Raw genomic sequence first — 21087 nt, forward strand, 5'->3', positions numbered from 1 at the left:
TTCTGCTATATAGCGTTTCACCCCTTGCTGCATTCGCCTATAACGGAGCCGTTTCATGACCATTCGTGCCTCACGTTTTGCCCCTACTTGCCTTGCCAGCCTGATCGCCGTGTTCGCTTTAGGCTCCGCACACGCGGACGAAGTCCAGGTCGCTGTCGCGGCCAACTTCACAGCCCCTATCCAGGTGATCGCTGCCGATTTCGAGAAAGACACCGGGCACAAACTGGTCGCGGCGTATGGTGCCACCGGCCAGTTCTACACCCAGATCAAGAATGGCGCGCCATTCGAAGTGTTCCTCTCGGCCGACGACACCACACCTGAAAAACTCGAGAAGGAAGGCGATGCCGTCAAGGGTTCGCGCTTCACCTACGCCATTGGCACCCTCGCTTTGTGGTCCGCCAAAGACGGTTACGTCGATGCCAAGGGTGACGTGCTGAAAAAGAACGAATACACACACCTGTCCATCGCCAACCCCAAAACCGCGCCTTATGGTCTGGCCGCAACTCAGGTACTGAACAAGCTGGGCCTGACCGACAAGGTCAAGGACAAAATCGTTGAAGGCCAGAACATCAGCCAGGCCTATCAATTCGTCTCCACCGGCAACGCCGAACTGGGCTTTGTAGCCTTGTCGCAGATTTATAAAGACGGCAAAGTCACCGGCGGTTCGGCATGGATCGTTCCAGCTGACATGCATGACCCGATCAAACAAGACGCGGTGATCCTCAACAAAGGCAAGGACAACCCGGCCGCCAAGGCACTGGTTGATTACCTCAAGGGGCCGAAAGCCGCTGCTGTCATCAAATCCTACGGTTACCAACTCTAAATGACGCTGACGAGTGCCGATTTCTCCGCCATCTGGTTGACCCTCAAACTGGCGTCCCTGACGACGGCCATCCTGTTGGTCATCGGCACTCCGATTGCGTTGTGGCTGTCGCGCACCCGCTCCTGGTTGCGCGGTCCGGTCGGGGCGATCGTCGCCCTGCCCCTGGTCCTGCCGCCCACGGTGATTGGCTTTTATCTGTTGCTGGCGCTAGGGCCTCACGGCTTTGTCGGTCAGTTCACCCAATCGCTGGGGCTGGGCACCCTGACCTTCAGTTTTGCGGGGTTGGTCGTTGGCTCGGTGCTGTATTCGATGCCGTTCGTGGTTCAACCGCTGCAAAACGCCTTTTCCGCCATTGGCACTCGCCCCTTGGAAGTCGCCGCGACCTTACGCGCCAATCCGTGGGACACCTTCTTCAGCGTGATCTTGCCGCTCGCACGACCGGGTTTTGTCACGGCGGCGATTCTCGGCTTCGCCCACACCGTCGGCGAGTTCGGCGTGGTCTTGATGATCGGCGGCAACATTCCGGACAAGACGCGTGTGGTGTCGGTTCAGATCTACGATCACGTCGAAGCCATGGAATACGCCCAGGCCCATTGGCTGGCCGGGGCGATGCTGGTGTTCTCTTTTGCAGTGTTGCTGGCGCTCTACTCCAGCCGTAAAACCAAAGCGGGCTGGAGCTGATCGATGATCGATATGCGTCTGCAACTGAGCTATTCCGGGTTCGCCCTGGACGTGGACCTGCAATTGCCCGGTCGTGGCGTGACCGCGCTGTACGGACATTCGGGTTCGGGAAAAACCACCTGCCTGCGCTGCATCGCCGGACTGGAAAAGGCTCAACAGGGTTTTATCCAGGTCAACGATGAGGTCTGGCAAGACAGCGAAAAGAAGATTTTCGTACCACCGCATAAACGTGCGCTGGGTTATGTCTTCCAGGAAGCCAGTCTGTTTCCGCATCTGTCGGTACTGGCGAATTTGCAATTCGGCCTCAAGCGCATCCCGAAACAGCAGCGCCGGGTCGACATGGACCATGCCACGGAACTGCTGGGGATCGGGCATCTGCTGGAGCGTCACCCGCAGCACCTTTCCGGCGGCGAGCGGCAGCGCGTCGGCATCGCCCGCGCGCTACTTACCAGCCCGAAACTGCTGCTGATGGATGAACCGCTGGCGGCGCTGGACAGTCAGCGCAAAAACGAAATCCTGCCTTACCTGCAACGCCTGCACGATGAGCTGGACATCCCGGTGCTGTACGTCAGTCACTCGCAGGATGAGGTCGCACGGCTGGCCGACCACATCGTCTTGCTGAGCGAAGGCAAGGCGCTGGCCAGCGGTCCTATCGGCGAAACCCTCGCCCGTCTCGACCTGCCGCTGGCGATGGGCGACGACGCGGGCGTGGTGATCGAGGGGCATGTCAGCGCGTATGACGCGCACTATCAGTTGCTGACCTTGCAGTTGCCCGAGACCGATCTGGGCATTCGCGTCGCCCATGCGCCCATGCCCCTGGGCCAGACACTGCGTTGCAAGGTGCAGGCGCGCGATGTGAGCCTGAGCCTGCGCAGCGTCGAGCAAAGCAGCATCCTCAATCGCCTGCCGGTGACCGTGATCAGTGAAATCAGTGCCGACAACGCTGCCCATGTGCTGATCCGCCTGAACGCCGCTGGCACGCCATTGCTGTCGCGTATCACCCGTTACTCCCGGGATCAGTTGGGCGTGCACCCCGGCCAGCAACTCTGGGCACAAATCAAAGCGGTGGCGGTGCTGGCCTGAGTCTTTTGGCACCAACGACAAATGAGTGCGGTCAATGGCTGTACTGACTCCTGATTTGTTGTCGAGGTTGACTCGCCATGTCCGATATCGCACTGCCCGATGTACTGCCGCCCGACCTGCACTATGTCGATGACACGCAGCCCGGAATCAGCCGAAAGCTGCTGCGTGGCAAATTCTGTTATTTCGATCCGGCGGGCCAGCGCATTACCGATCCGGACGAAATCAAACGCCTCAACGCCCTCGCCGTGCCGCCGGCCTACACGGATGTGTGGATCTGCGCCGACCCGCGCGGCCATCTGCAAGCCACCGGCCGCGACGCTCGCGGTCGCAAGCAATACCGCTACCACTCGCGCTGGCGCGAAGTGCGCGATGCCGACAAATATTCGCGCCTGCGCGACTTTGGCCTGGCGCTGCCAAAACTGCGCAAACAGCTTGAAACGCTGTTGGCCGCACCCGGCTTCAGCCGAGAAAAGGTCATGGCCACCGTCATTACCTTGCTTGATGCAACGCTGATCCGGGTCGGCAACACGCAGTACGCCCGGGACAATCGTTCCTACGGCCTAACGACGTTGCGCAGCCGTCACGTTGAAGTCAACGGCAGTGCGATCCGCTTCCAGTTTCGTGGCAAGAGTGGCGTCGAGCACCAGATCACGGTGAGAGACCGACGCCTGGCCCGCATCATCAAGCGTTGCCAGGAAATCCCCGGGCAAAACCTGTTTCAGTATCTGGATGAAAACGGCGAGCGACACACCGTCAGTTCTGCCGACGTCAACGCCTACCTGCAGACCCTCACTGGGGCCGATTTCACCGCCAAGGATTACCGCACGTGGGCAGGCAGTGTGCTGGCGTTATCGGTGTTGCGCGAATTGCAGTGGGAGCCGGAGTCGGACGCAAAACGCCATGTGGTAGAGATGGTCAAGAACGTCGCCAGGCAGTTAGGCAACACGCCCGCGGTGTGCCGCAAATGCTACATCCACCCGGCGGTGCTCGACGCTTTTATGCTCGGCGCTCTGGCTGAGTTGCCTCGGCCAAGGTTGCGTAAAGGGCTCAAGGCAGAGGAAGTCGGGATGGCCATGTTCCTTGAGCGCATGATCGCCAGCGCTGAAGCGACGAACTGACCTGTCTATTTTTTGCACGATCACAAAGAACTTCTATAGTTGATCTGAACAAGAATCAGCTGCGGTGACGCCATGGAAGACATTTTCGTTGTGAAACGTTGCAACAAGATCATCATTCATGGCCGCCGGGCCGGAGAAGCCGGTCACCCGCCACCCGACGCCGCGGTCTGGTACCGCATCGCCGACACTCGCACGCAGGGTTTCATCGGTGACGGCTTTGACGCGGAAGCCGATGCCAGACGGGAATGCCAACGGCTGAACGCCACATCGCAAGTGATGGCCCGGCAAGGATGATGAACAGGTACCTGTCTGTTCCGGGTCTATACTGAAAAACAGCTGAAGGAGCAGCGACCCCAACGGCAGAAAGCTCGCACCTGGCGGGCTTTTTGTTGCCATTTGCCAGGTTTCTTCAACGGAGGTGTTTTCCATGTCCGAAAAAGAGTCCATCACCACCCTCCTCACCCTGCTTGACTCCCGGCAGGCTCGACTTGCCGCCGCGTGCAAGGAAATTGCCGACTGGGTCGATCATCAAGGGGGGCATCCAACTGCCCTCAGAATTCGTGATCGGCTGAACGACATCGAGAAAGACACTCCCCTGATTCGAAACACGCTGTCGTCGCTAAAACCTGTCGACCCGCCCCTCCCACGGTTCAGATGATCAGGACGAGGCAATCGACGCCAGAACAGAGCCTGTTTCAGGACGCATGAACGGCGACCTTAGCGTCACCGCGATTGTGCGTGTCTGAGTGTCTGCCGTTTCACCCGCAAACCCGGCCTGGCGCTGGGCTTTTTTTTGCGACATTTCTTTCACGCCGCATTTACAACGCGCGCCCTACAGTGAATCACTCCTTTGAAGAATCACCTTGGTCTGCCCGCATGCAGACCTTTTTTTTTGCCCATCCGGCTGTCAGCGAACCCTAGCGTTTGCGGGGGGTCAAACGATGACACGTCGCGAAGGAGACGTTCCATGGTCACCCACTACAAAGTCAGCGGGCATCTGGCCTGCGGTCACAAAGGCAGCAATCTTACGTCCACTCAAGAACTGAACCGTGTGAAATGCAGAAGCTGCCGAAACACTGATGCGTACAAGGAAGCGCGCAAGGATCAACGCAATGCAACACGCCGGGCCGCACGCAAGGCCAAAGCCACTCATACCGCCAATGACTGGCGCGCAGCCTGGACCGAACGGCTAACCGCCATGGCCGGGTTGCAAAGACTGCCTCGTGGTTTCAGCGGCCAGCCTTTTGTGTAGCAGGCTCATTCGACAGCGGGGTCGACTTCGCTCGACCCACTGCTGATCAACGCGCTAGCGGGCGCCATCACTTCAGCGAGCGACATGCGCTTGAACGCTTCGAACAATCGCCGCCCCTCTTCCGGTGCACAGGTAATGGCCAAACGCATGGTCGCCTCACCTAGCTGCCAGATCAGAAAAGCCGTATCTGCGACTTGCTGAGTATCACTGCCTGGAAACACCCGAAGCATCGCATCCGCCAGCAATCTGCCCGCCACTCGACTTTCTTCCAGCTCCAGTGCCAGCAATTGCTTGTCGGCCTGCATCCCGGACCAGATATCACGCATTACCGGCTCTGCCTGAGCGATGTCGTAATACTGCTCCAGCAGGTCCGAATAGGCCTCGTGCAGCCCTTGCGCATCCTGGACCGCTACCAATGCCGTTTCTATGCAACGGCGACTCTCTGCGTTGAAACGCTCGGCCAGCGTGCGGATCACCGAGCTCTTGTCCGGAAAATACTGATAAAGCGAGCCGATCGAAATCTCCGAGCGTTCGGCAATTTCACTCATCTTCAGCGAATCGCTGCCCTTGGTTGCAATCAGCTTCGTTGCAACGGCCAGAATTCGCTCCTGCCGCTCGCGACTGCGCTGCTGCGTGGGGTTGCGTCGGGTCGGCTCTGAAACCCTCTGCTCGCGCTCTGTGGTGGTTTTCTTCGGCACTGACGCGCTCTCCGATCAATAACATGACATGCACTCACCTTAGCACCGCCCATCAACACACCCAAATAGGTATAGCCGTACGTCGGTTTCCGCTCTTTCGTTAGTTGACGGCATAACGTGAGCGTTTATCATCTTTATAACGTGAGTATCACTCACATTAACCCGATGGAGATGAACGCGATGAAGACCTCTCAAGACCGCATCCTCATTCTCGGTGCGACCGGTAAAACAGGGAGCAGGATTACTCAACGTCTGAAAAATGCAGGATTGCCCGTGCGCCGGGGCTCTCGCGGCGCCAATCCACCGTTCGACTGGGAGGATCGCAGCACCTGGGAGGCAGCGCTTGATGGCATCGACACCGTATACATTTCCTATCAACCGGACCTCGCCGTACCAGGTGCCGTCGAAACGGTGCAGGCGTTTACCGACCTGGCCGTGAAAAACGGCGTTGGCAAACTGGTGTTGCTGTCCGGACGCGGAGAGGCCGAAGCGGAGGACGCCGAACGCGTCATACAGAACAGTGGCGTCGACTGGACCATCCTGCGCTGCAGCTGGTTCTTCCAGAACTTCAGTGAGGCGCATTTTCTGGAGCCGAATATTCAGGGAGAGCTGGCCCTTCCCGTCGGCAATATCGCCGAGCCCTTTGTCGACGTGGAAGACATCGCCGAGATTGCTGTGCTGGCGCTGACCCAACCCGGACACTCCGGCCAGCTTTATGAACTGACCGGGCCACGGGCGCTGACGTTTGCCGAGGCGGTCGATGAGATCGCCCGAGGGACCGGCCGCGATATCCGCTTCGTCGCTGTGCCGCCGAATGCCTATGAAGAGGCGTTGGAACAGGCGCAACTGCCAGCTGAATTGATCGACCTAGTGTTGTACCTCTTCACCACAGTGCTCGACGGGCGCAACACGCCCCTTGCCGATGGCGTCCAGCGCGCACTGGGCCGGCCCGCCCGGGACTTCAGCGATTATGTGCGGCGCACCGCGGATTCGGGTGTTTGGGCGAACGAAGGTTTAGCTAAAAAATACGGCAAACATCACGAATGAGATCAATACTCATCCTGTCATGTTGTGGGCACTATGATGTGACGCCGATTTGGCTTGGCGCAGTAACACGCGAGGTGACGCCGTGTTCTTGAAAGTGATTTTCATCTACTGGCCTTTGCTGTCGGTCATCATCGCCGCAGCGCTGAGCCGACTTGTCCATAACGCCAAGGTTGCTGATCGGGCGCTAGGGGCACAGTAGTTTTCAAGCGTGATTGCGGAGCAATCTCTAAAATTGCGGACCAGAAACAAACAAGGGTTTGCATCAGCTTTCGCCCGCAAACCCTTGATTTTAAAATTGATTATTGGCGTTCCGAGGCGAGTGGTCAGTGCGTCACCCTCGACGGCCAAAACCTCCTGAGTCCATTCGATCCTGGCATTGATCTCGGCCAAGTCGGTCGCCAATTGCAGGTCATAGGTTCCCCACATGGTCGATGGCCTCATGCTGATAATCATCTCGAAAATTTGCCGTGCACGAGGCTCAAGCGTGCGAGTCGGCATCAAAGCAAGCGGCAACGCCTGCATCGACTCAACCTTGCGTTGATCGAAGTATCAGGTTCCTTACGGGTTTCTGCTTGTCTTCTGGCCATAAGCCCCTCCGGATACAAACTCGCGTCAATAACTGAAGCATCAAGGACGATTCCATGCAGGACATACGCTGCGGCCACTGCTGCCGCAAACTCTGGTCGCAGGTTATCGACGAATGCCCCCCTTCGAGTTCCTGGCTGACGCCGCGCCAGTGGACGCAATACCTCCAGCGTCTCGATCGATCCAGTGGCCACGGCCCGCGGATGCCTGGGCTGCCAATACTCTACTGGCAGACAAAGCCGCTTCCCAAATCGCTATGGGCTGTACCACTTTCGTCGCTCACGCGAACGGATGGGATCAGATGGCTGAGCGGCAGCGAGCGTCTGAGGATGATGGGGTTTGCCTCGGACTGGATGCGGCCAACCTTGCGGAGGCTTTTGGTGCCGGAAACGCCGTTGTTACGCAGGTTGCGGAGTGGGTTGGGAGAAAGTTGATTCAGGCAGAGTGATAACAGGGCACCGGCGCGTTGAAGCGCTAGGCCGCAACGCGCAATAAGGTTAAGAAAAATTAAGCAGTGATTCGATGCATCTCCCTCGGTATCGAAATGTTTTACGAAGGTTTCCCGTATTTTGAGAATCTAACGATCAGCAGATCGAGGATAACTCGTGTTATTTCCGAACCTTCTCTGACACTCAACTTTATCAACAGAGCAATACAATCAACCGCCAAGTTTTATTGCAAGTACGCTTTGGATAATTATTAATTTTGATTTTATGTAACGCCATACCAGCGACGACGACTCCTCAGACATCATCTCGCTGACAAACTCCTCGTAATTCAATTGACCATTTCTATCGATATCCACCTCCCTGATCATTTCCTCGATCTCTTCGTCGGAAAGTCTTCCCCCTAAGTTTGTCATCACATGACGAAGTTCTGCCGCGCTAATGAAGCCATTGCCGTCCTTGTCAAACACTCTAAAAACTTCTCTTATCTCTTCTTCAGAATCAGTGCCTTCCATCTTAGCGGCCATCATCGAGAGAAACTCAGAAAAATCAAGGCTTCCATTACCATCAACATCCAACTCGCCTATCATATCCTGGAGTTCTGCTTCGGTAGGATTCTGACCTAAAGACCCCAGCACGCTGCCAAGCTCTTTAGTAGTAATAGTGCCACCACCATCTTTATCAATATAACTGAAGACTTTTTTAAATTCTGCTATCTGTTCTTCTGTTAGCTGATTCGCACCGGCGGCCATGTTATTAGTCCTCTATAAAAATGTTTTAACCTCACTTATTGTGGGCTCTAACACACCGTTGTCTACTGTTAGAAATAACAGGATAGCTATATCAATTCGCAGTAAAAAATAATTTTTTATATTGGTGCACCATGGATGCGACAACCGCTCACATCCGCTTCACTCCGAAAGCCTGCTGGAAGATTGGGGGTTTTACGGCGCACGTCTCCAGGTAATCAGTGACGACCTCTTCAAATAAATCTCGAAGCTCCCATAGCCCCCGGGATTTAGAGACTGCTGGACTTTTCAGAAAAAAAACCGCCTCAGTCGATACTGAAGCGGTCAATTTTTATGAGACGGCACATTCGTGTCTCAGCCAGCCTTACCGGGAACATCGGTGAAGTCGTAGATTCCCTTAAACAGATTCACGTGGATCCTGGCGCAGGTGTCTGGATTTTTACGGATGTAAACGACCTCATCTGCGACCGGACCACAGGTGGTCACCTTGGTCGCGTCGGCGAGCACTGCATATCGAAGCAAAACATCTGCCGGCGACAAGGCGAGCATTCCTAGGCCAAGGAGCGAGCCAACGAAGAATATTTCCAACGCAGGGACCCGCTCTTTTTCTCGGGTGTTGGGCTTCGCTTCAAGACCAGTGAGCTTTTTAGCTCCCAGCAGAAAAAACATGTAAAGGCTGATCAGTATCATTGATAAGGGAATGGAGTAAATGAATCCACCGATGGTGGATGCGTACCTGATGTTCTCCACTTCAATACCCGTTCTGGCATTGATCGACTTCTCAGCGATGATTTTGCAAACGTAGAGAATGACAGCGGTGTAAACGAGGGAGCTGGGCCAATTTCGTACAAAAACACTGAGCTTTCCACGGTTGCAAATGGCAAAAATCGCACCGCATGACAAAACTGTCGTGAAAATCAGAATGGTCTGCGTGTCATGCTCAAGGAATTGCGCGAGCCATAACGCAAGGATCAGCAAACAGGCCTTCACAATGCTCTTCAGTTCGATACTCATGACTCTGAAGAAACCTTGTGCACAAATTCCAACTCGATGCCAGCGTCACGTAAAACCGGCGTAGCGCGATCAATGAACGTCTCAGCTTCATTCGAAAGCGGGTATTTGCCGATGATGCGAATAACAGGCGCCTTCCCTTGTGCCGATGGCAGCGATTCGAAAACCTCCTTGCTTTCGTAAAAGGCGAGGTAGGTATTGATCTTTTCTTGCAGCAACAATAGATGCTCGCCCTCTTCGGCTTTCTCCCAGCCGAGGTGATCCGCAATCACAAGTATGACCTTATCGGGCTCCGCTTTTGGGACTGCGCAAATATCGACGACTTTTGTTTCCAGGATGGACATAGCTGTTCCCTCAGGATGTCGGGTTTGGTCGAAGGCGACCTTATAGGAAGGATGGAAGCGGGGCTGTAAGACATCTCTTAAAATAGCCGCGGGGTGACTTAAAACGCTTTATGCGAGGCCGTTAATTGCCTTCGGAGGTTGCGGGAAAAAGAGCAGCCCTTTACCTTCCCGCGTCACCGCAAACTCAGCGACCAGGCGTGGAAGCCCGAAGAAATCAAAGGCAATTAACCCAAACGCGCCCAATCCTCTGATGCGGGCTCAGTCCTGCATTATGCTTGGGCCATCTCTTTTCTAAGGTAGAGATTTTTTCAGGCATTGACCCGCCAAAACAGTAGTGCGTCAAGCATCTATCATAACGAGAAAGCTATATGCTTAATTCAAAAAAATTAGCATGCAATACCATTTTTTTAATTTTCAGGAGAGTTGTTATGTGGATGAAACACCTAAAAAACTCCATCCCCAACAATAAAAAAACCTCGACAAAACCCTCCACAGCTTCTTTACTCATTCTAAATTTCGTTTTAACTATTGCGCACACGATCAAAGATCCTCAACGACCTTAAAAATCGATATTTTGCCGTGGAAACATGCGCTTTTTATTTTCGGTAAATGACGAAAAAAATGCTGTTCCCATCACTTTTTTAGAGGAGCAGAGGTCATGATACAGCTCGCTTGGGTTCTTGGACTGGGCATCATTGGGCAGCTTTTCTTCGGCTCCGTGGGTGGCACTGTTGGAGGCGCGTTGGGTTATGCAATTGGATTGATGATGGCCAGTCCATCGCCTCCTCAGTCGTCACCCGATAAGACTTCTCCCGCTCAGGCCTCCCCAGATCAGGCCTCACCTGACAGTAGCTCATACGACCAAGCTTCACCTAATAAGACCTCAACTGGCCAAGCAAGTGGGAAAGACCATGGAACAGAGGCGCTGCGGCTTTTTTTGTTGATTTGCATACTCGGTGGCGGCTTTCTTTTTGTACGGCAGTTTGTTTGGCCTGGCAATAACAATGACATGCCCATGCCTCCAACCCCGGATCTCCCCGTTGAGAAATTAAGACCAGAGGTTATACCAAGTGTAAATATCTGGTCCACACCAGCGTGCCTTGACCAATACTTCGGCCAGGCAATATCCACCGGACAGGCCATCCCACCAGAGGTTACCTACTTTTGCGCCTACCCTTGGCAAGCAAAAGAACTAGAACTGTTGATTAAGGCTCTAGAAACACATGGCGTGACATCAATAACGATATTGGAGCAGCTAAAGAACCCGCCCCCAGATATAGAACAATTAATCGAATATCGAAAAATGACACTAGATGCACCAATGCCATCGAGTGTGCGCTCAGCGTATCAAATTTTCCAAATTTTGCCACTCGTCTGGGGTGCGCAGCAAACTAAACCGGGTCATCTAAAAGTGCTTAATGACTACTTCAAGAACGATTTTGTAAAAAAGCTAATGGATGCTTCCAAGGATATAAAATGGTCTGCGCAGGTTACTGAGCAGGGATTAATAAGGGAACATGACTTTGACGTCGAGGGCGAATCGGTACGTCTCTTTACCTCAGAAACTGTTGCTGTCTCGATCGGTGAAATGGCAGAAATCATATTAGGAATATCGGGTGGCGAGAGCATACAAAGTAGTATCAAGCAAAAGTTTCCAAGCAACGACAATAGCTTACAAAACATAGCGAGCAATCTTGCGTCGCAGGGGCTACACGCGAAGCACCTAGGCCAGCTGTACTTAATTGAGAGCTATATCCTTTCACTGCGGTCGGATGCACAAAAGGCACGTGCTAATAACGAACTGATGCCCGCCTTTCGTCCGGTTGATCGGCAGGGCCAACGCCAAAGTGCACCGCTAGAAATTTATTGGTTGAAGAATGCTCCCCTGGCTTGGTGTGGAGGCGCTAGCGTGACCGAGGCAGGACAATACTGCGAACATGAAGATCGCGTGTATTCTCGTGTCGCTGCGGAAGCAACTGCCGGTCCAGGATCAGTGAAAAGTATGTTTGATGGAGTCGGTGCCGTTCTTTTACATGAGTTGGCACATGCCTACTACAACCCGCAGCGATCTGATGACTATCCATTTGTGGTCGAGGGGCTTGTCACTGCCTTTGGAGAGAGATCCATGAGGGCGATGCTTGCTGCGGTCCCTTATATGCAATCCTTGAATGCGGACATATTGAAGTTCTATAGCAATGCTGTGGGGGAGTCTAGCGTGGTCGTGCAATCTGCCGGGGGCAAACACAACAAGGAGCTAGATCTTGCTGGAGTGTCAAAAAAATATATTGCAACTACAGACTATACACCGTACGCGAAAAAGGCGATGTGTACACTGATGTCGAATCCTATAGAAGTAGAAAAGGTCAAGGCATTCCTTTCAATGTCAAATGTAACCTTCAGATCACAGACAGTTGAGCACTTGAATCTGGCATATGCCTACGGTTGGGGAATTTTCAACTTTGGTCTTGATGCTGCAGAGTTGAATGCTAGTGTTTCGCAAGAACAGCGCGATGCAAGTGTAGTTCAGCGCGTCGCAATCGCCATGAAACAAAATCAAAAACCGGATACTGAGCTGAACACCAAACTTGTTGACCTTACTGTCGACATCAACGCGCTGATAAAGCGTGAATTTGCTAACAGGAGTATAAAATGCCCAAAAAATTAGCGACACCTCCGAAGTCGGAAAAAATTGGGTTAAAAGAGATGATAGTTGGTGGTGGAGCGGCCCTTGGATTTGTAGCCGCCTTGATTTCCAACTATCAAAATATCATCGACTTTGTCTTTAGGCCGGATAACGTTAAAGTAGGCTGGCTGTCCGTAGGGGACCCTGCGACATTGCAAAAATGTATTTTTGTAAATGGTTCAAATATTTTCAAATTGTCGGGTGGTCGAGAGGTTCAATTGGCAAATACGCCGTGCCTGACTGAACTTCGGGCCCTGCTTTCGGACGCAACGCAAAATGCCGAAATACAAGAGCAAAAAATCAACTCCAGCTATTTTCTACTTGTCGAAAACCAAGGTCAGCAGATTGATCAACTGCGTATCAAGCCTACTGATAGCAATAGTGATCAGGATATGATTTTTCGGGACGTAAACAAGGGAGCGTCAATAGCAATATGCATGGGCTACGATGGAAACGCTGGAACCCCTTCAAAAATGAACAGCGTTGTTGAAATCGAGGTTAAGCGCAACGCAACTAGAGAATTTGATGTTAACGTTCCAAAAAAGACACACGGCACGCCTATAGCCGTTTCAGATTGCGGGCCTATAGTGTGGAACTACCCGGATTGATACGCGTTTTGCCATTTACTACCCAGGGTACCGCCTAACGCCGACCGTATGAAGTCAAGATCCCTCGTCCGCGTCTGCTAATGTTGTTTGCGCAATAGACAGCATTGGCTAGCGTTTCGCAAACAATTGTTACGACGTGTGCCGATCACACCGATGCGGCGCGCCCAGACAAAACTCAAACAAAAACCCGGCGCTTGGCCGGGCTCCTTTGGCGCTATCAGCGCCATTCATTAAAATAGCTTTCCCTTATAACTCCAGCTATCCGAGCGCGCTCGCCAGCACCCGCGCAACATGACAGATATAATCCTGATCTACCTCAGACACATCTCTATACCATGTAAGAAGATTCCACTCATCTTGGGTCAGCTCAGAATTTTCGCTATCGATTCTATCCCCGCGAATGTTCTCTTTATTATCCTGATCCTACATTTTCACTACTCCATTAAGTGTATTGCAGATGCAACGTTACTTAGGCGTGCGAAAAATAAAACTGAAATCCGTCGTAACGAATGTTGTAAATATCGACGAGTTATTTCCTGGTGTTCGAAAGAATGGTGACTTCGGACATGGCATTCACGATACGATGCACTGCTTTTTGGTCATATCCGGACAGCGTTCTGAACTGATCGATCATCTGTTTTTCTGCCTCGTCCAATCCTTCAGCAGCCCGCTTCAAACGTTCGTCTGTCAAGACGTACAGCACATCGACGCCTGCGTTTTCCACGGCGATGAGGTAAGCAGAATCGGGGTTTCGCTCGCCTTTTACATAGCTGCCTTGGGTGTTGCGAGTGATACCACCGAGCTGCGCAAAGGCATCCTGATTGAAGCCCAGCAATGTCCTTTCCTCGCGCAAGCGATCGCCTACGCCAACGTCAAAGTCTTCTTCAGATGCACAATTTCTCAAGCATTCACCCTTTGCAAGCACAACTGCTTGGTCATAACGGCGGCAAATAACCACGGATGCCCACGAATGGACGCTATGCCCGCCCCTCTTACCCCCGAGCAAGCCCGAGCAGCACTCGATCGAAAAGGGATTAGCCTTGCCGAGTTTTCCCGCCAGCACGAACTAAACAGCGACTTGGTCAGCGATTTACTCAACGGCCGAAAAAAGGGGCGCCGCGGTCAGGCGCATCGCGCCGTGGTGCTACTGGGTATCAAGGAAGGCTCAGTCAGTTGATGAGGTACACAGCGCAAGGAAGCACCCATTGAGCACTTATAAACTGGTTTGCCCTCACTGCCACTCTCGAATGCGGATACGCACCAGCGAAGGAACCCATATTTTTGCAATGCACCAAAGAAGCCTGCGGCTGGTCGGTACGCGCTGAATTCGAGATGACTCATGAGATGAGCCCCAGCGGTATCGCCAACCCTACCGTCAAGCTCGCACTGGCTGACACGGCGTTGCGTCGTGAAGCCATGAAACACGGCAGCGACCAGCTGGAACTGCTGCCAAGCCAAGGATTGGAGACCGCACAATGACCCTCACGCAAGATTCTTTTCAGGATTACCGCACCAGCATGCAGGAAGCCGCTCATGCGTATCTGCTACGTCACCAGGCGCAATACCTGTCGGACTCCGATCAGCTCTTTGAAAGCCGCGTACGCCATCTGATCGTGGCCCTTGAAGTGCCCACCAACACAGCAACAAAGCTGGTGCACTTGGCGTGGAGTGAGATCCAGGCAGCCGCCTGATAAACACCATGTCACCCCCAGTTCAACAAGCCTCACACCTATGCCGCAATAGGTATGGGTGAGGTGCGCCAAAAATTTGAGGTAAGCATGGAAAACGACGTGAATATCTTCACCACCCCGCCCCGTGAACAGGCGGGAATGTTGCTTGAAACGCTTCGAGCGGAGTATGCCGACCAGTTCAATGCGCACTGGTATGAGGAGCGCTTCATTGCGGTGTCCGAACATTTGCGGCATGACTCACTGATCGCTACCTGCGGTACCGCTCAAAAGACCGCCCCTGTCCGCGCAAATCGTGAGAGGCACTCCTCAGCTCGATTTGGAACTTCGCTCGCCAGAGCGGTTACACCTCACTGGCAAACCCTTGTTCAGGGATAAAAGGGAACAAAGAGACCGGGCGAGACATTTACGTCGAGGATGACCTTCTATTAAAGGTCTATCAGCACGCAGAGCAACCGCTGAAAGATGCCTTGGATCTGTTCTATCTCACGGCACAACGGGTTGCCGCTACGTTAAAGATGGACGAGCGAGACATTCGCGATGGACAGCTTTCGGTGCAACAAGGGAAAACAGGCGTAAAACGACGCATTGAGGTAGTCGGCGAACTGAAAGTTGTAATTTCCCGGATTATGGCGCGCAAAGCCGGCTACAAGATTCGATCTACTCGCCTTGTCGTCCTGGAAAACGGTCAGCCTTTGACGACCAGCATGCTCAGGAAGCGATTTGATGATGCGCGAGAAGCGGCGGGCATTCCGAAAGCTGACTTTCAGATGCGTGATTTGAGGGCGAAGGCGGCGACAGATAAGGAGGAGTCGACAGGCAATATTCGAGCAGCACGCGATCAACTGGGGCACACCACCGTTGGGATGACGGAACAGTACATTCGAATGCGCAAAGGGATGAAGGTCACACCCACAAAATGACGGGTGGTAGAGGATTGCGGAGCAGAGGTTAGTTTTTGCGGAGCAAAGAAATAAGGGCTTACGTGAGGTATATCACGTAAGCCCTTGATATTCATGGTGCCCGAAGCCGGAATCGAACCGGCACGCCCTTACGAGCGGGGGATTTTAAGTCCCATGCGTCTACCAGTTTCGCCATTCGGGCGGTAGCGCGGTGAAGCAGTCTGAGACTGACAAATGAAGACCTGGCAGTTCTGACGCTTGTGCAACAGAGGGGGAAATATATACACCCCGCCCCGGTGAAGCAAGTTCGCAGTTGACCTTTTCAAGACAAAATCTTGCAGGGCTGCGGAAATAAAAAAGCTCCGTAAATCATAGATCTACGGAGCTTGTTTATAGTGGAGGCCGAGGTCGGAATCGAACCGGCGTAGGTGGATTTGCAATCCACTGCATAACCATTTTGCTACTCGGCCTCAAACATTTGCTGTCAGTAGCACAACAACAAATGTGTTCAAACTTGGAGCGGGAAACGAGACTCGAACTCGCGACCCCGACCTTGGCAAGGTCGTGCTCTACCAACTGAGCTATTCCCGCGTCTTGGTGTGGCGCATTCTATAGAATCCAGAAGCCCCGTCAACCCCTTGATTCAAAAAAGTTTTATTTCTTTTCAACGTCGGTCTTCAGATGTGGCCAGGCAGCCCGCAAGTACTGGACCATGGACCACAATGTCAGGCCCGCAGACACCAGCAACAAGGCATAACCGATCAAGACCCAGAAGGTAAAGTCTGACGGATTGGCCAGCAGGATCACCAGCGCTAGCATTTGCGCGGCGGTTTTCCATTTGCCCAGGTTCGATACGGCGACGTGAGCACGGGCGCCGAGTTCGGCCATCCATTCGCGTAATGCCGAAACGACAATTTCGCGACCGATGATGACGGCGGCCGGCAGCGTGAGCCACAGGTTGCCATGTTCCTGCACCAGCAAGACCAGTGCGACGGCGACCATCAGCTTGTCAGCCACAGGATCAAGGAACGCCCCGAACGGAGTGCTTTGCTCCAGGCGTCGAGCCAGATAACCATCCAGCCAGTCTGTGGCGGCAGCAAAGGCGAAGACCGAGGCGGAGGCCACGTAGCTCCATTGGTAAGGCAGGTAGAACAGCAAAATGAAGATCGGGATGAGCAGGACGCGTAGAACGGTAATCAGATTAGGGATATTCATCGGCACAACTGGCTACGAGGTGAGTTGGCATTCTACTCGCTGTGCAGATTTGCATAAATCAACTCTGCGAGCTTTTTACTGATCCCGGGTGCTTTGGCGATCTCTTCGATGCTGGCACGAGACAGCTCCTGCAATCCACCAAAATGTTTCAATAAATCGCGACGTCGTGTCGGCCCGACGCCGGCGACGCCTTCCAGCGTGGACGTGCGACGTGTTTTGCCACGGCGAGCGCGGTGCCCGGTAATGGCGAAACGGTGAGCTTCGTCGCGTATTTGCTGAATCAAATGCAGCGCGGGGGAATCACCGCGCAAGGTGAATTCGTGGGCCGCGTCGTTGAGGTACAAGGTTTCAAAACCGGCCTTGCGCGTCGCCCCCTTGGCCACGCCCAACAGAATCAGGTCCGGCACCGCCAGCTCATTCAGCACATCACGCGCCATGGACAACTGACCTTTGCCGCCGTCCACCAACAGAATATCCGGCAGCTTGCCCTCTCCGTCCTTCAGCTTGCTGAAGCGACGGGTCAAGGCCTGATGCATCGCGGCGTAGTCATCCCCCGCCGTTACGCCTTCGATGTTGTAGCGGCGATAATCGGATTTGATCGGGCCTTCCGGGCCAAACACCACGCAAGACGCCACGGTGGCTTCGCCGCTGGAATGGCTGATGTCGTAGCACTCCAGGCGCTGCGGTGGCTCGTCCAGGTTCAAGACTTCCGCCAGCGCTTCGAAACGTGCCGCGACGTGCTGACGGTTCGCCAGGCGCGCGCTCAAGGCCTGCTCGGCGTTCGTGACCGCCAGTTGCTGCCAGCGCGCTCGCGTGCCACGCACCCGATGACTGATGGTCAGTTCACGCCCGCGCAGCGCATCGATGGCTTCTATCAGCGTCGGGAAGTCTTCATGAACCACGTTGACGATCAGCTCACTCGGCAAGTCGCGCTCGGGGCTGGTGATGAAGTATTGCCCGAGGAAGGCGGCCATGACTTCGGAAACGTCTTCGTCGATACCGGTTTGCGGGAAGAAGTTCTTGCTGCCCAATACCCGACCGCCGCGCACGCTGATCAAGTGGACGCACGCACCACCCGGATTGACGAAGGCGGCGATCACGTCGATATCGCCGGTGCCGCCCTCCATGCTTTGCTGGTCCTGGACTCGACGCAACAATGAAATCTGGTCGCGCAATTCGGCGGCGCGCTCGAACTCGAGGTTGATCGCTGCCTCTTCCATGCCCGCGGACAACTCATCCGTCAGCGCATTGCTGCGGCCCTCAAGGAACATCACCGAGTGGCGCACGTCTTCGGCATACACCTCGGGCTCGACCAGCCCCACACACGGCGCCTTGCAACGCTTGATCTGATATTGAAGGCAAGGTCGGGTGCGGTTCTTGTAATAGCTGTCTTCACACTGGCGGACAAAAAAGGTCTTTTGCAGAAGACTCAGGCTTTCGCGAATCGCCCCGGCGCTCGGGTACGGCCCAAAGTATTTGCCCTTGGCCTTCTTCGCACCGCGATGAATGCTCAAGCGCGGGAACTGGCCGTCCGAGAGAAAGACGTAAGGGTACGATTTGTCATCACGCAGCAGGATGTTGTACGGCGGGCGCCATTCCTTGATCAGCGTCTGCTCAAGCAACAGGGCTTCGGTTTCGTTGGCGGTGATGGTGGTTTCGACCTGAGCGATACGCGCCACCAGCGCTGCGGTCTTGGGTGCCAGACCGGATTTGCGGAAGTAGCTCGACAGGCGATTCTTCAGGTTCTTGGCTTTGCCGACGTACAACAGGCGCGCATCGCTGTCGAACATGCGATACACACCGGGGCGCCCACTGACCGTCGATAGAAAGGCGCTTGGATCGAAGACTTCAGTCATTGTCAGAGGCTGGCATCGACCATGCCGTGACGCACCGCCAACAGCGTCAGCTCGACATCACTGCTGATCGAAAGCTTCTCGAAAATGCGGTAACGGTAAGTGTTGACCGTTTTGGGCGACAGGCAAAGCTTGTCGGAAATGATCTGGACCTTCTGGCAGCCGACAATCATCAACGCGATCTGGATCTCGCGCTCGGACAATGCATCGAAAGGCGAATCGTTGGTTGGCTGAAAGGACTTGATCGCCAGTTGCTGGGCAATCTGCGGGCTGATATAGCGTTGACCGGCAAACACCAGGCGAATCGCCTGGACCATTTCCGGGAGCCCTGCGCCCTTGGTCAGGTATCCGGCGGCGCCCGCCTGCAGCAACCGCGTCGGAAACGGATCTTCCTCACAGACGGTGACCGCGACAACTTTGATATCCGGATGACTGCGCAACAGTTTGCGCGTGGCTTCAAGACCGCCGATACCGGGCATCTTGACGTCCATCAACACCACATCGGGTTTCAACTCACGCGCTTTCAGCAGGGATTCTTCCCCTGATTCAGCCTGGCCGACTACTTGCAGGCCATCGATGTCAGCCAGCATTCGTGTAATGCCTGTACGAACGAGATCATGGTCATCGACTACTAGCACCCTAATCAAGCAGACACCTCGCGAATTGGTCTTATTGGGTTGCCGGACACCTTAGCAAAAAGCAACTGGCAGACCTAGCGGCAAGCGTCATATAAAAAGTATCAATACATCTTGAAAGGCTTGTCGCCAGCGCGTTTCAGCGATGAAGCCTGCCGATATCACGCTGCATTCTCAGGAAACACTCGTCCTGACCGACCACCTTCAGCCCTTTTCGTTCGTAAAGCTTTTTTGCCGGATTATTTTCAAAAACGGTAAGCCGTAACGCCGGGCGTCGCTCCTTGCACGCCAGCGCGAAGACTTGATCGATCACCCAACCACCTGCGCCCTGCCCCTGATACGCTTCGAGCACATGCAGTTCGCGGATGTACAAGGCGTTCGCATCGCGACTCAGACTGACAAAACCCAGCACCGCGTCTTCGAGCACAATCATGCGGCTCTCGCGCCCCGCCCAGGCGACATCAAACGCCTGATCCAGCCAAAGCAGATCGTGCTGGATGTAATAGCGCAGCATGTTGTCGCAGGTCAGTTTCCGCGCGAAGTCGAGATCGGAGGATGACGCCAGACGCCAGTCGAAACGCATTCAAGCCTCCGTAACGTCAATAACAGTGCCGCTCCAGCTACCCGCCTCGCGACGCGCCACCACTATTACATTCCCAGTACCCGGCGCCGCAGAAATCAGCGAACCGTCCGACGCCCAGATGGCACTGCGTCCTGCAGACTCCCAGCCTCCGGTCGCACCGCCGTGGTTGGCCATCAGCACCGTCATTGAATGCGTGCTGGCGTAACCTTGCAGAAGCGCGGTGTCCGGGACGTAGCCGTTTTCCGTGATCAGCACACCGGCGGCATACAGGTCGGCGCCCTGCTCTGCGGCAGCGGCAGCGTGACTGGCGTGAGAAAAATCGGCACACACCGCCAGCGCGACGCTATCGCCACCGATGGTCAACATCGAGCCACCGGTGCCTGGCGCAAACGCCACTTCCTCGCCGGGGTGCAGATGCTGTTTGCTGTAGACCTCGAGTGAACCATCGGCGCCTAACACCAACGCACCAATCAATACCGGCGAATCGTCCGACAGCCGAATCGGCATGCCGACCACACTGGTGACACCGACTTCCCGAGCGAAATCCCGCAACGGTTGCAACACCTCGGCATCCGGCGCGATGGCCAATTCGGCTGCCAGGCCCCGCTCATACCCGGTCAACGACAATTCCGGAAAAACCAGCAACTGAACGCCATGCTCCGCGGCAACCTGCATGAAGCGCTGATGCAGGGCAATGTTGGCGGCGAGATCACCGGCGACCGAGATCGATTGAGCGGCGGCAATGGTCAATGGCGTCATGTTTCGTCCTTGTGACGTTCGAGGATGGGCAAAACACAAAGTGTGTCATAAAGCAGGATGCACTCAAGCGATAGAAAACGCCGTCTGCAATCGATAGCATTTTCTGATTGAAACCGCGCACCGGCCTCTAGTAAGCTCGGCGCATCCATCGGAGACAGACCATGTTCAACACCCTCTCACAGCTTCCAACTGCCAGCGCTCAGCGTTCGGTGGCGGCTGCGCGAGTGAATGACGTCTGTGCTTCGGTCAGCTTTTATTTTGGGTATTGGTTTAGCCACTGGCGCGCCTGATACCCACACGGCGCCCACTTTAAACGGGTCGCCG

The 21087-nt window shown here is 54.5% G+C and carries 23 protein-coding genes, 3 tRNA genes and 2 pseudogenes; 13 read left to right on the forward strand and 15 right to left on the reverse strand.

The features are described from left to right. Positions 1-55 precede the first annotated feature (55 nt). The 4 genes from modA to AC07N8_RS00990 all read left to right on the forward strand — a co-directional run bounded on the left by modA (position 56) and on the right by AC07N8_RS00990 (position 3705). Positions 56-823: a molybdate ABC transporter substrate-binding protein gene (gene modA, locus AC07N8_RS00975; RefSeq protein WP_493141904.1), complete on the forward strand. Its 768-nt coding sequence runs from the start codon at positions 56-58 to the stop codon at positions 821-823. Then, positions 824-1504, forward strand: a complete 681-nt coding sequence (modB, locus tag AC07N8_RS00980) for a molybdate ABC transporter permease subunit (RefSeq protein WP_483842364.1) — start codon at positions 824-826, stop codon at positions 1502-1504. It abuts the gene before it with no gap. A gap of 3 nt (positions 1505-1507) precedes the next feature. Further along, the gene (modC, locus tag AC07N8_RS00985; protein ID WP_493141906.1) at positions 1508-2587 is read left to right on the forward strand and encodes a molybdenum ABC transporter ATP-binding protein; all 1080 of its coding nucleotides are present in this window, start codon (positions 1508-1510) and stop codon (positions 2585-2587) included. 77 nt (positions 2588-2664) lie between these two features. Next, positions 2665-3705 (forward strand): DNA topoisomerase IB, encoded by a 1041-nt coding sequence (locus AC07N8_RS00990; RefSeq protein WP_483842366.1) that lies wholly within the window; start codon positions 2665-2667, stop codon positions 3703-3705. A 33-nt stretch (positions 3706-3738) separates the two neighbouring features. Here AC07N8_RS00990 and AC07N8_RS00995 read toward each other — a convergent pair whose 3' ends face one another. Beyond that, positions 3739-4152 (reverse strand): hypothetical protein, encoded by a 414-nt coding sequence (locus tag AC07N8_RS00995; RefSeq protein ID WP_483842367.1) that lies wholly within the window; start codon positions 4150-4152, stop codon positions 3739-3741. On the opposite strand from AC07N8_RS00995, the gene AC07N8_RS01000 reads away from it, so the two are divergent. Both AC07N8_RS01000 and AC07N8_RS01005 read left to right on the forward strand, forming a co-directional pair. Further along, entirely contained in the window at positions 4133-4363 is a 231-nt protein-coding gene (locus tag AC07N8_RS01000) for a hypothetical protein (RefSeq protein ID WP_007946177.1), read from the forward strand. The two genes, AC07N8_RS00995 and AC07N8_RS01000, sit on opposite strands and share 20 nt — an antisense overlap. A 309-nt stretch (positions 4364-4672) precedes the next feature. Further along, positions 4673-4957, forward strand: a complete 285-nt coding sequence (locus AC07N8_RS01005; protein ID WP_483842368.1) for a hypothetical protein — start codon at positions 4673-4675, stop codon at positions 4955-4957. 5 nt (positions 4958-4962) lie between these two features. Here AC07N8_RS01005 and AC07N8_RS01010 read toward each other — a convergent pair whose 3' ends face one another. Then, on the reverse strand, positions 4963-5655 hold the full coding sequence (locus tag AC07N8_RS01010; RefSeq protein ID WP_493141910.1) for a TetR/AcrR family transcriptional regulator: 693 nt from the start codon (positions 5653-5655) through the stop codon (positions 4963-4965). Positions 5656-5835: 180 nt separating this feature from the next. Between AC07N8_RS01010 and AC07N8_RS01015 the strand changes: the two genes are divergently transcribed. After that, on the forward strand, positions 5836-6702 hold the full coding sequence (locus tag AC07N8_RS01015) for an NAD(P)H-binding protein (RefSeq protein ID WP_493141912.1): 867 nt from the start codon (positions 5836-5838) through the stop codon (positions 6700-6702). 105 nt (positions 6703-6807) lie between these two features. On the opposite strand, the gene AC07N8_RS01020 is transcribed toward AC07N8_RS01015, so the two are convergent. From AC07N8_RS01020 to AC07N8_RS01035, 4 genes are all read right to left on the reverse strand, one after another. After that, positions 6808-7224, reverse strand: a complete 417-nt coding sequence (locus AC07N8_RS01020; RefSeq protein WP_493141914.1) for a hypothetical protein — start codon at positions 7222-7224, stop codon at positions 6808-6810. A 721-nt stretch (positions 7225-7945) separates the two neighbouring features. After that, positions 7946-8485: an EF-hand domain-containing protein gene (locus AC07N8_RS01025; RefSeq protein ID WP_493141916.1), complete on the reverse strand. Its 540-nt coding sequence runs from the start codon at positions 8483-8485 to the stop codon at positions 7946-7948. A gap of 351 nt (positions 8486-8836) precedes the next feature. Next, entirely contained in the window at positions 8837-9496 is a 660-nt protein-coding gene (locus AC07N8_RS01030; protein WP_483842372.1) for a hypothetical protein, read from the reverse strand. Next, complete coding sequence (locus AC07N8_RS01035; RefSeq protein WP_493141918.1) at positions 9493-9837, reverse strand: DUF6572 domain-containing protein; 345 nt, start codon at positions 9835-9837, stop codon at positions 9493-9495. Before AC07N8_RS01035 ends, AC07N8_RS01030 begins: the two co-directional genes overlap by 4 nt. Before the next feature lie 658 nt (positions 9838-10495). On the opposite strand from AC07N8_RS01035, the gene AC07N8_RS01040 reads away from it, so the two are divergent. Next, on the forward strand, positions 10496-12502 hold the full coding sequence (locus AC07N8_RS01040; RefSeq protein WP_493141920.1) for a hypothetical protein: 2007 nt from the start codon (positions 10496-10498) through the stop codon (positions 12500-12502). After that, entirely contained in the window at positions 12487-13128 is a 642-nt protein-coding gene (locus AC07N8_RS01045; RefSeq protein ID WP_483842375.1) for a hypothetical protein, read from the forward strand. The genes AC07N8_RS01040 and AC07N8_RS01045 overlap by 16 nt, the downstream gene beginning before the upstream one ends. Before the next feature lie 529 nt (positions 13129-13657). On the opposite strand, the gene AC07N8_RS01050 is transcribed toward AC07N8_RS01045, so the two are convergent. Continuing rightward, complete coding sequence (locus AC07N8_RS01050; protein WP_493141922.1) at positions 13658-14191, reverse strand: helix-turn-helix domain-containing protein; 534 nt, start codon at positions 14189-14191, stop codon at positions 13658-13660. Between AC07N8_RS01050 and AC07N8_RS01055 the strand changes: the two genes are divergently transcribed. The 4 genes and pseudogenes from AC07N8_RS01055 to AC07N8_RS01070 form a co-directional block, all read left to right on the forward strand. Then, the gene (locus AC07N8_RS01055; protein WP_483842377.1) at positions 14108-14305 is read left to right on the forward strand and encodes a DNA-binding protein; all 198 of its coding nucleotides are present in this window, start codon (positions 14108-14110) and stop codon (positions 14303-14305) included. The genes AC07N8_RS01050 and AC07N8_RS01055 overlap by 84 nt on opposite strands. Positions 14306-14333: 28 nt before the next feature. Then, positions 14334-14607 (forward strand): annotated as a pseudogene (locus AC07N8_RS01060) (ogr/Delta-like zinc finger family protein). After that, positions 14604-14819 (forward strand): hypothetical protein, encoded by a 216-nt coding sequence (locus tag AC07N8_RS01065; protein ID WP_483842378.1) that lies wholly within the window; start codon positions 14604-14606, stop codon positions 14817-14819. The pseudogene AC07N8_RS01060 and the gene AC07N8_RS01065 overlap by 4 nt, the downstream one beginning before the upstream one ends. 264 nt (positions 14820-15083) lie before the next feature. Continuing rightward, positions 15084-15739: pseudogene (locus AC07N8_RS01070) on the forward strand (tyrosine-type recombinase/integrase); the annotation flags it as partial. Positions 15740-15833: 94 nt separating this feature from the next. On the opposite strand, the gene AC07N8_RS01075 reads toward AC07N8_RS01070, so the two are convergent. From AC07N8_RS01075 to AC07N8_RS01110, 8 genes are all read right to left on the reverse strand, one after another. Continuing rightward, positions 15834-15920, reverse strand: a tRNA-Leu gene (locus AC07N8_RS01075). Between the two features lie 194 nt (positions 15921-16114). Further along, positions 16115-16188: transfer RNA gene (locus tag AC07N8_RS01080), tRNA-Cys, on the reverse strand. A 45-nt stretch (positions 16189-16233) separates the two neighbouring features. Then, a tRNA-Gly gene (locus AC07N8_RS01085) sits at positions 16234-16309 on the reverse strand. A gap of 63 nt (positions 16310-16372) precedes the next feature. Then, a complete protein-coding gene (gene pgsA / locus AC07N8_RS01090; protein WP_483842379.1) occupies positions 16373-16933 on the reverse strand; it encodes a CDP-diacylglycerol--glycerol-3-phosphate 3-phosphatidyltransferase in 561 nt (186 codons plus the stop codon). A 32-nt stretch (positions 16934-16965) separates the two neighbouring features. After that, entirely contained in the window at positions 16966-18789 is a 1824-nt protein-coding gene (gene uvrC / locus AC07N8_RS01095) for an excinuclease ABC subunit UvrC (RefSeq protein ID WP_493141924.1), read from the reverse strand. Between the two features lie 2 nt (positions 18790-18791). After that, positions 18792-19433: a response regulator transcription factor GacA gene (gene gacA / locus AC07N8_RS01100; protein ID WP_008015884.1), complete on the reverse strand. Its 642-nt coding sequence runs from the start codon at positions 19431-19433 to the stop codon at positions 18792-18794. Between the two features lie 127 nt (positions 19434-19560). Then, positions 19561-20004 carry a GNAT family N-acetyltransferase gene (locus AC07N8_RS01105; RefSeq protein WP_493141926.1) on the reverse strand — a complete coding sequence of 148 codons (444 nt, stop codon included), beginning with the start codon at positions 20002-20004 and terminating at the stop codon, positions 19561-19563. After that, entirely contained in the window at positions 20005-20763 is a 759-nt protein-coding gene (locus AC07N8_RS01110) for a carbon-nitrogen hydrolase family protein (RefSeq protein ID WP_493141928.1), read from the reverse strand. Between the last annotated feature and the right edge of the window lie 324 nt (positions 20764-21087).

This window comes from Pseudomonas sp. GW821-FHT10C09, assembly GCF_059415465.1.

Excerpts from the sequence above, each read along its gene's own strand:
- AC07N8_RS01035 (WP_493141918.1), bottom strand. The coding sequence starts at position 9,837 with ATGTCCATCCTGGAAACAAAAGTCGTCGATATTTGCGCAGTCCCAAAA.
- AC07N8_RS01020 (WP_493141914.1), bottom strand. The coding sequence starts at position 7,224 with ATGCAGGCGTTGCCGCTTGCTTTGATGCCGACTCGCACGCTTGAGCCT.
- AC07N8_RS00995 (WP_483842367.1), bottom strand. The coding sequence starts at position 4,152 with ATGGACTCTTTTTCGGACATGGAAAACACCTCCGTTGAAGAAACCTGG.
- modB (WP_483842364.1), top strand. The coding sequence starts at position 824 with ATGACGCTGACGAGTGCCGATTTCTCCGCCATCTGGTTGACCCTCAAA.
- AC07N8_RS01105 (WP_493141926.1), bottom strand. The coding sequence starts at position 20,004 with ATGCGTTTCGACTGGCGTCTGGCGTCATCCTCCGATCTCGACTTCGCG.
- pgsA (WP_483842379.1), bottom strand. The coding sequence starts at position 16,933 with ATGAATATCCCTAATCTGATTACCGTTCTACGCGTCCTGCTCATCCCG.
- AC07N8_RS01000 (WP_007946177.1), top strand. The coding sequence starts at position 4,133 with ATGTCCGAAAAAGAGTCCATCACCACCCTCCTCACCCTGCTTGACTCC.
- AC07N8_RS01015 (WP_493141912.1), top strand. The coding sequence starts at position 5,836 with ATGAAGACCTCTCAAGACCGCATCCTCATTCTCGGTGCGACCGGTAAA.
- AC07N8_RS01005 (WP_483842368.1), top strand. The coding sequence starts at position 4,673 with ATGGTCACCCACTACAAAGTCAGCGGGCATCTGGCCTGCGGTCACAAA.
- uvrC (WP_493141924.1), bottom strand. The coding sequence starts at position 18,789 with ATGACTGAAGTCTTCGATCCAAGCGCCTTTCTATCGACGGTCAGTGGG.
- modA (WP_493141904.1), top strand. The coding sequence starts at position 56 with ATGACCATTCGTGCCTCACGTTTTGCCCCTACTTGCCTTGCCAGCCTG.
- AC07N8_RS01065 (WP_483842378.1), top strand. The coding sequence starts at position 14,604 with ATGACCCTCACGCAAGATTCTTTTCAGGATTACCGCACCAGCATGCAG.
- AC07N8_RS01045 (WP_483842375.1), top strand. The coding sequence starts at position 12,487 with ATGCCCAAAAAATTAGCGACACCTCCGAAGTCGGAAAAAATTGGGTTA.
- modC (WP_493141906.1), top strand. The coding sequence starts at position 1,508 with ATGATCGATATGCGTCTGCAACTGAGCTATTCCGGGTTCGCCCTGGAC.
- AC07N8_RS01040 (WP_493141920.1), top strand. The coding sequence starts at position 10,496 with ATGATACAGCTCGCTTGGGTTCTTGGACTGGGCATCATTGGGCAGCTT.
- AC07N8_RS01110 (WP_493141928.1), bottom strand. The coding sequence starts at position 20,763 with ATGACGCCATTGACCATTGCCGCCGCTCAATCGATCTCGGTCGCCGGT.
- AC07N8_RS01030 (WP_483842372.1), bottom strand. The coding sequence starts at position 9,496 with ATGAGTATCGAACTGAAGAGCATTGTGAAGGCCTGTTTGCTGATCCTT.
- AC07N8_RS01055 (WP_483842377.1), top strand. The coding sequence starts at position 14,108 with ATGCCCGCCCCTCTTACCCCCGAGCAAGCCCGAGCAGCACTCGATCGA.
- AC07N8_RS01025 (WP_493141916.1), bottom strand. The coding sequence starts at position 8,485 with ATGGCCGCCGGTGCGAATCAGCTAACAGAAGAACAGATAGCAGAATTT.
- AC07N8_RS00990 (WP_483842366.1), top strand. The coding sequence starts at position 2,665 with ATGTCCGATATCGCACTGCCCGATGTACTGCCGCCCGACCTGCACTAT.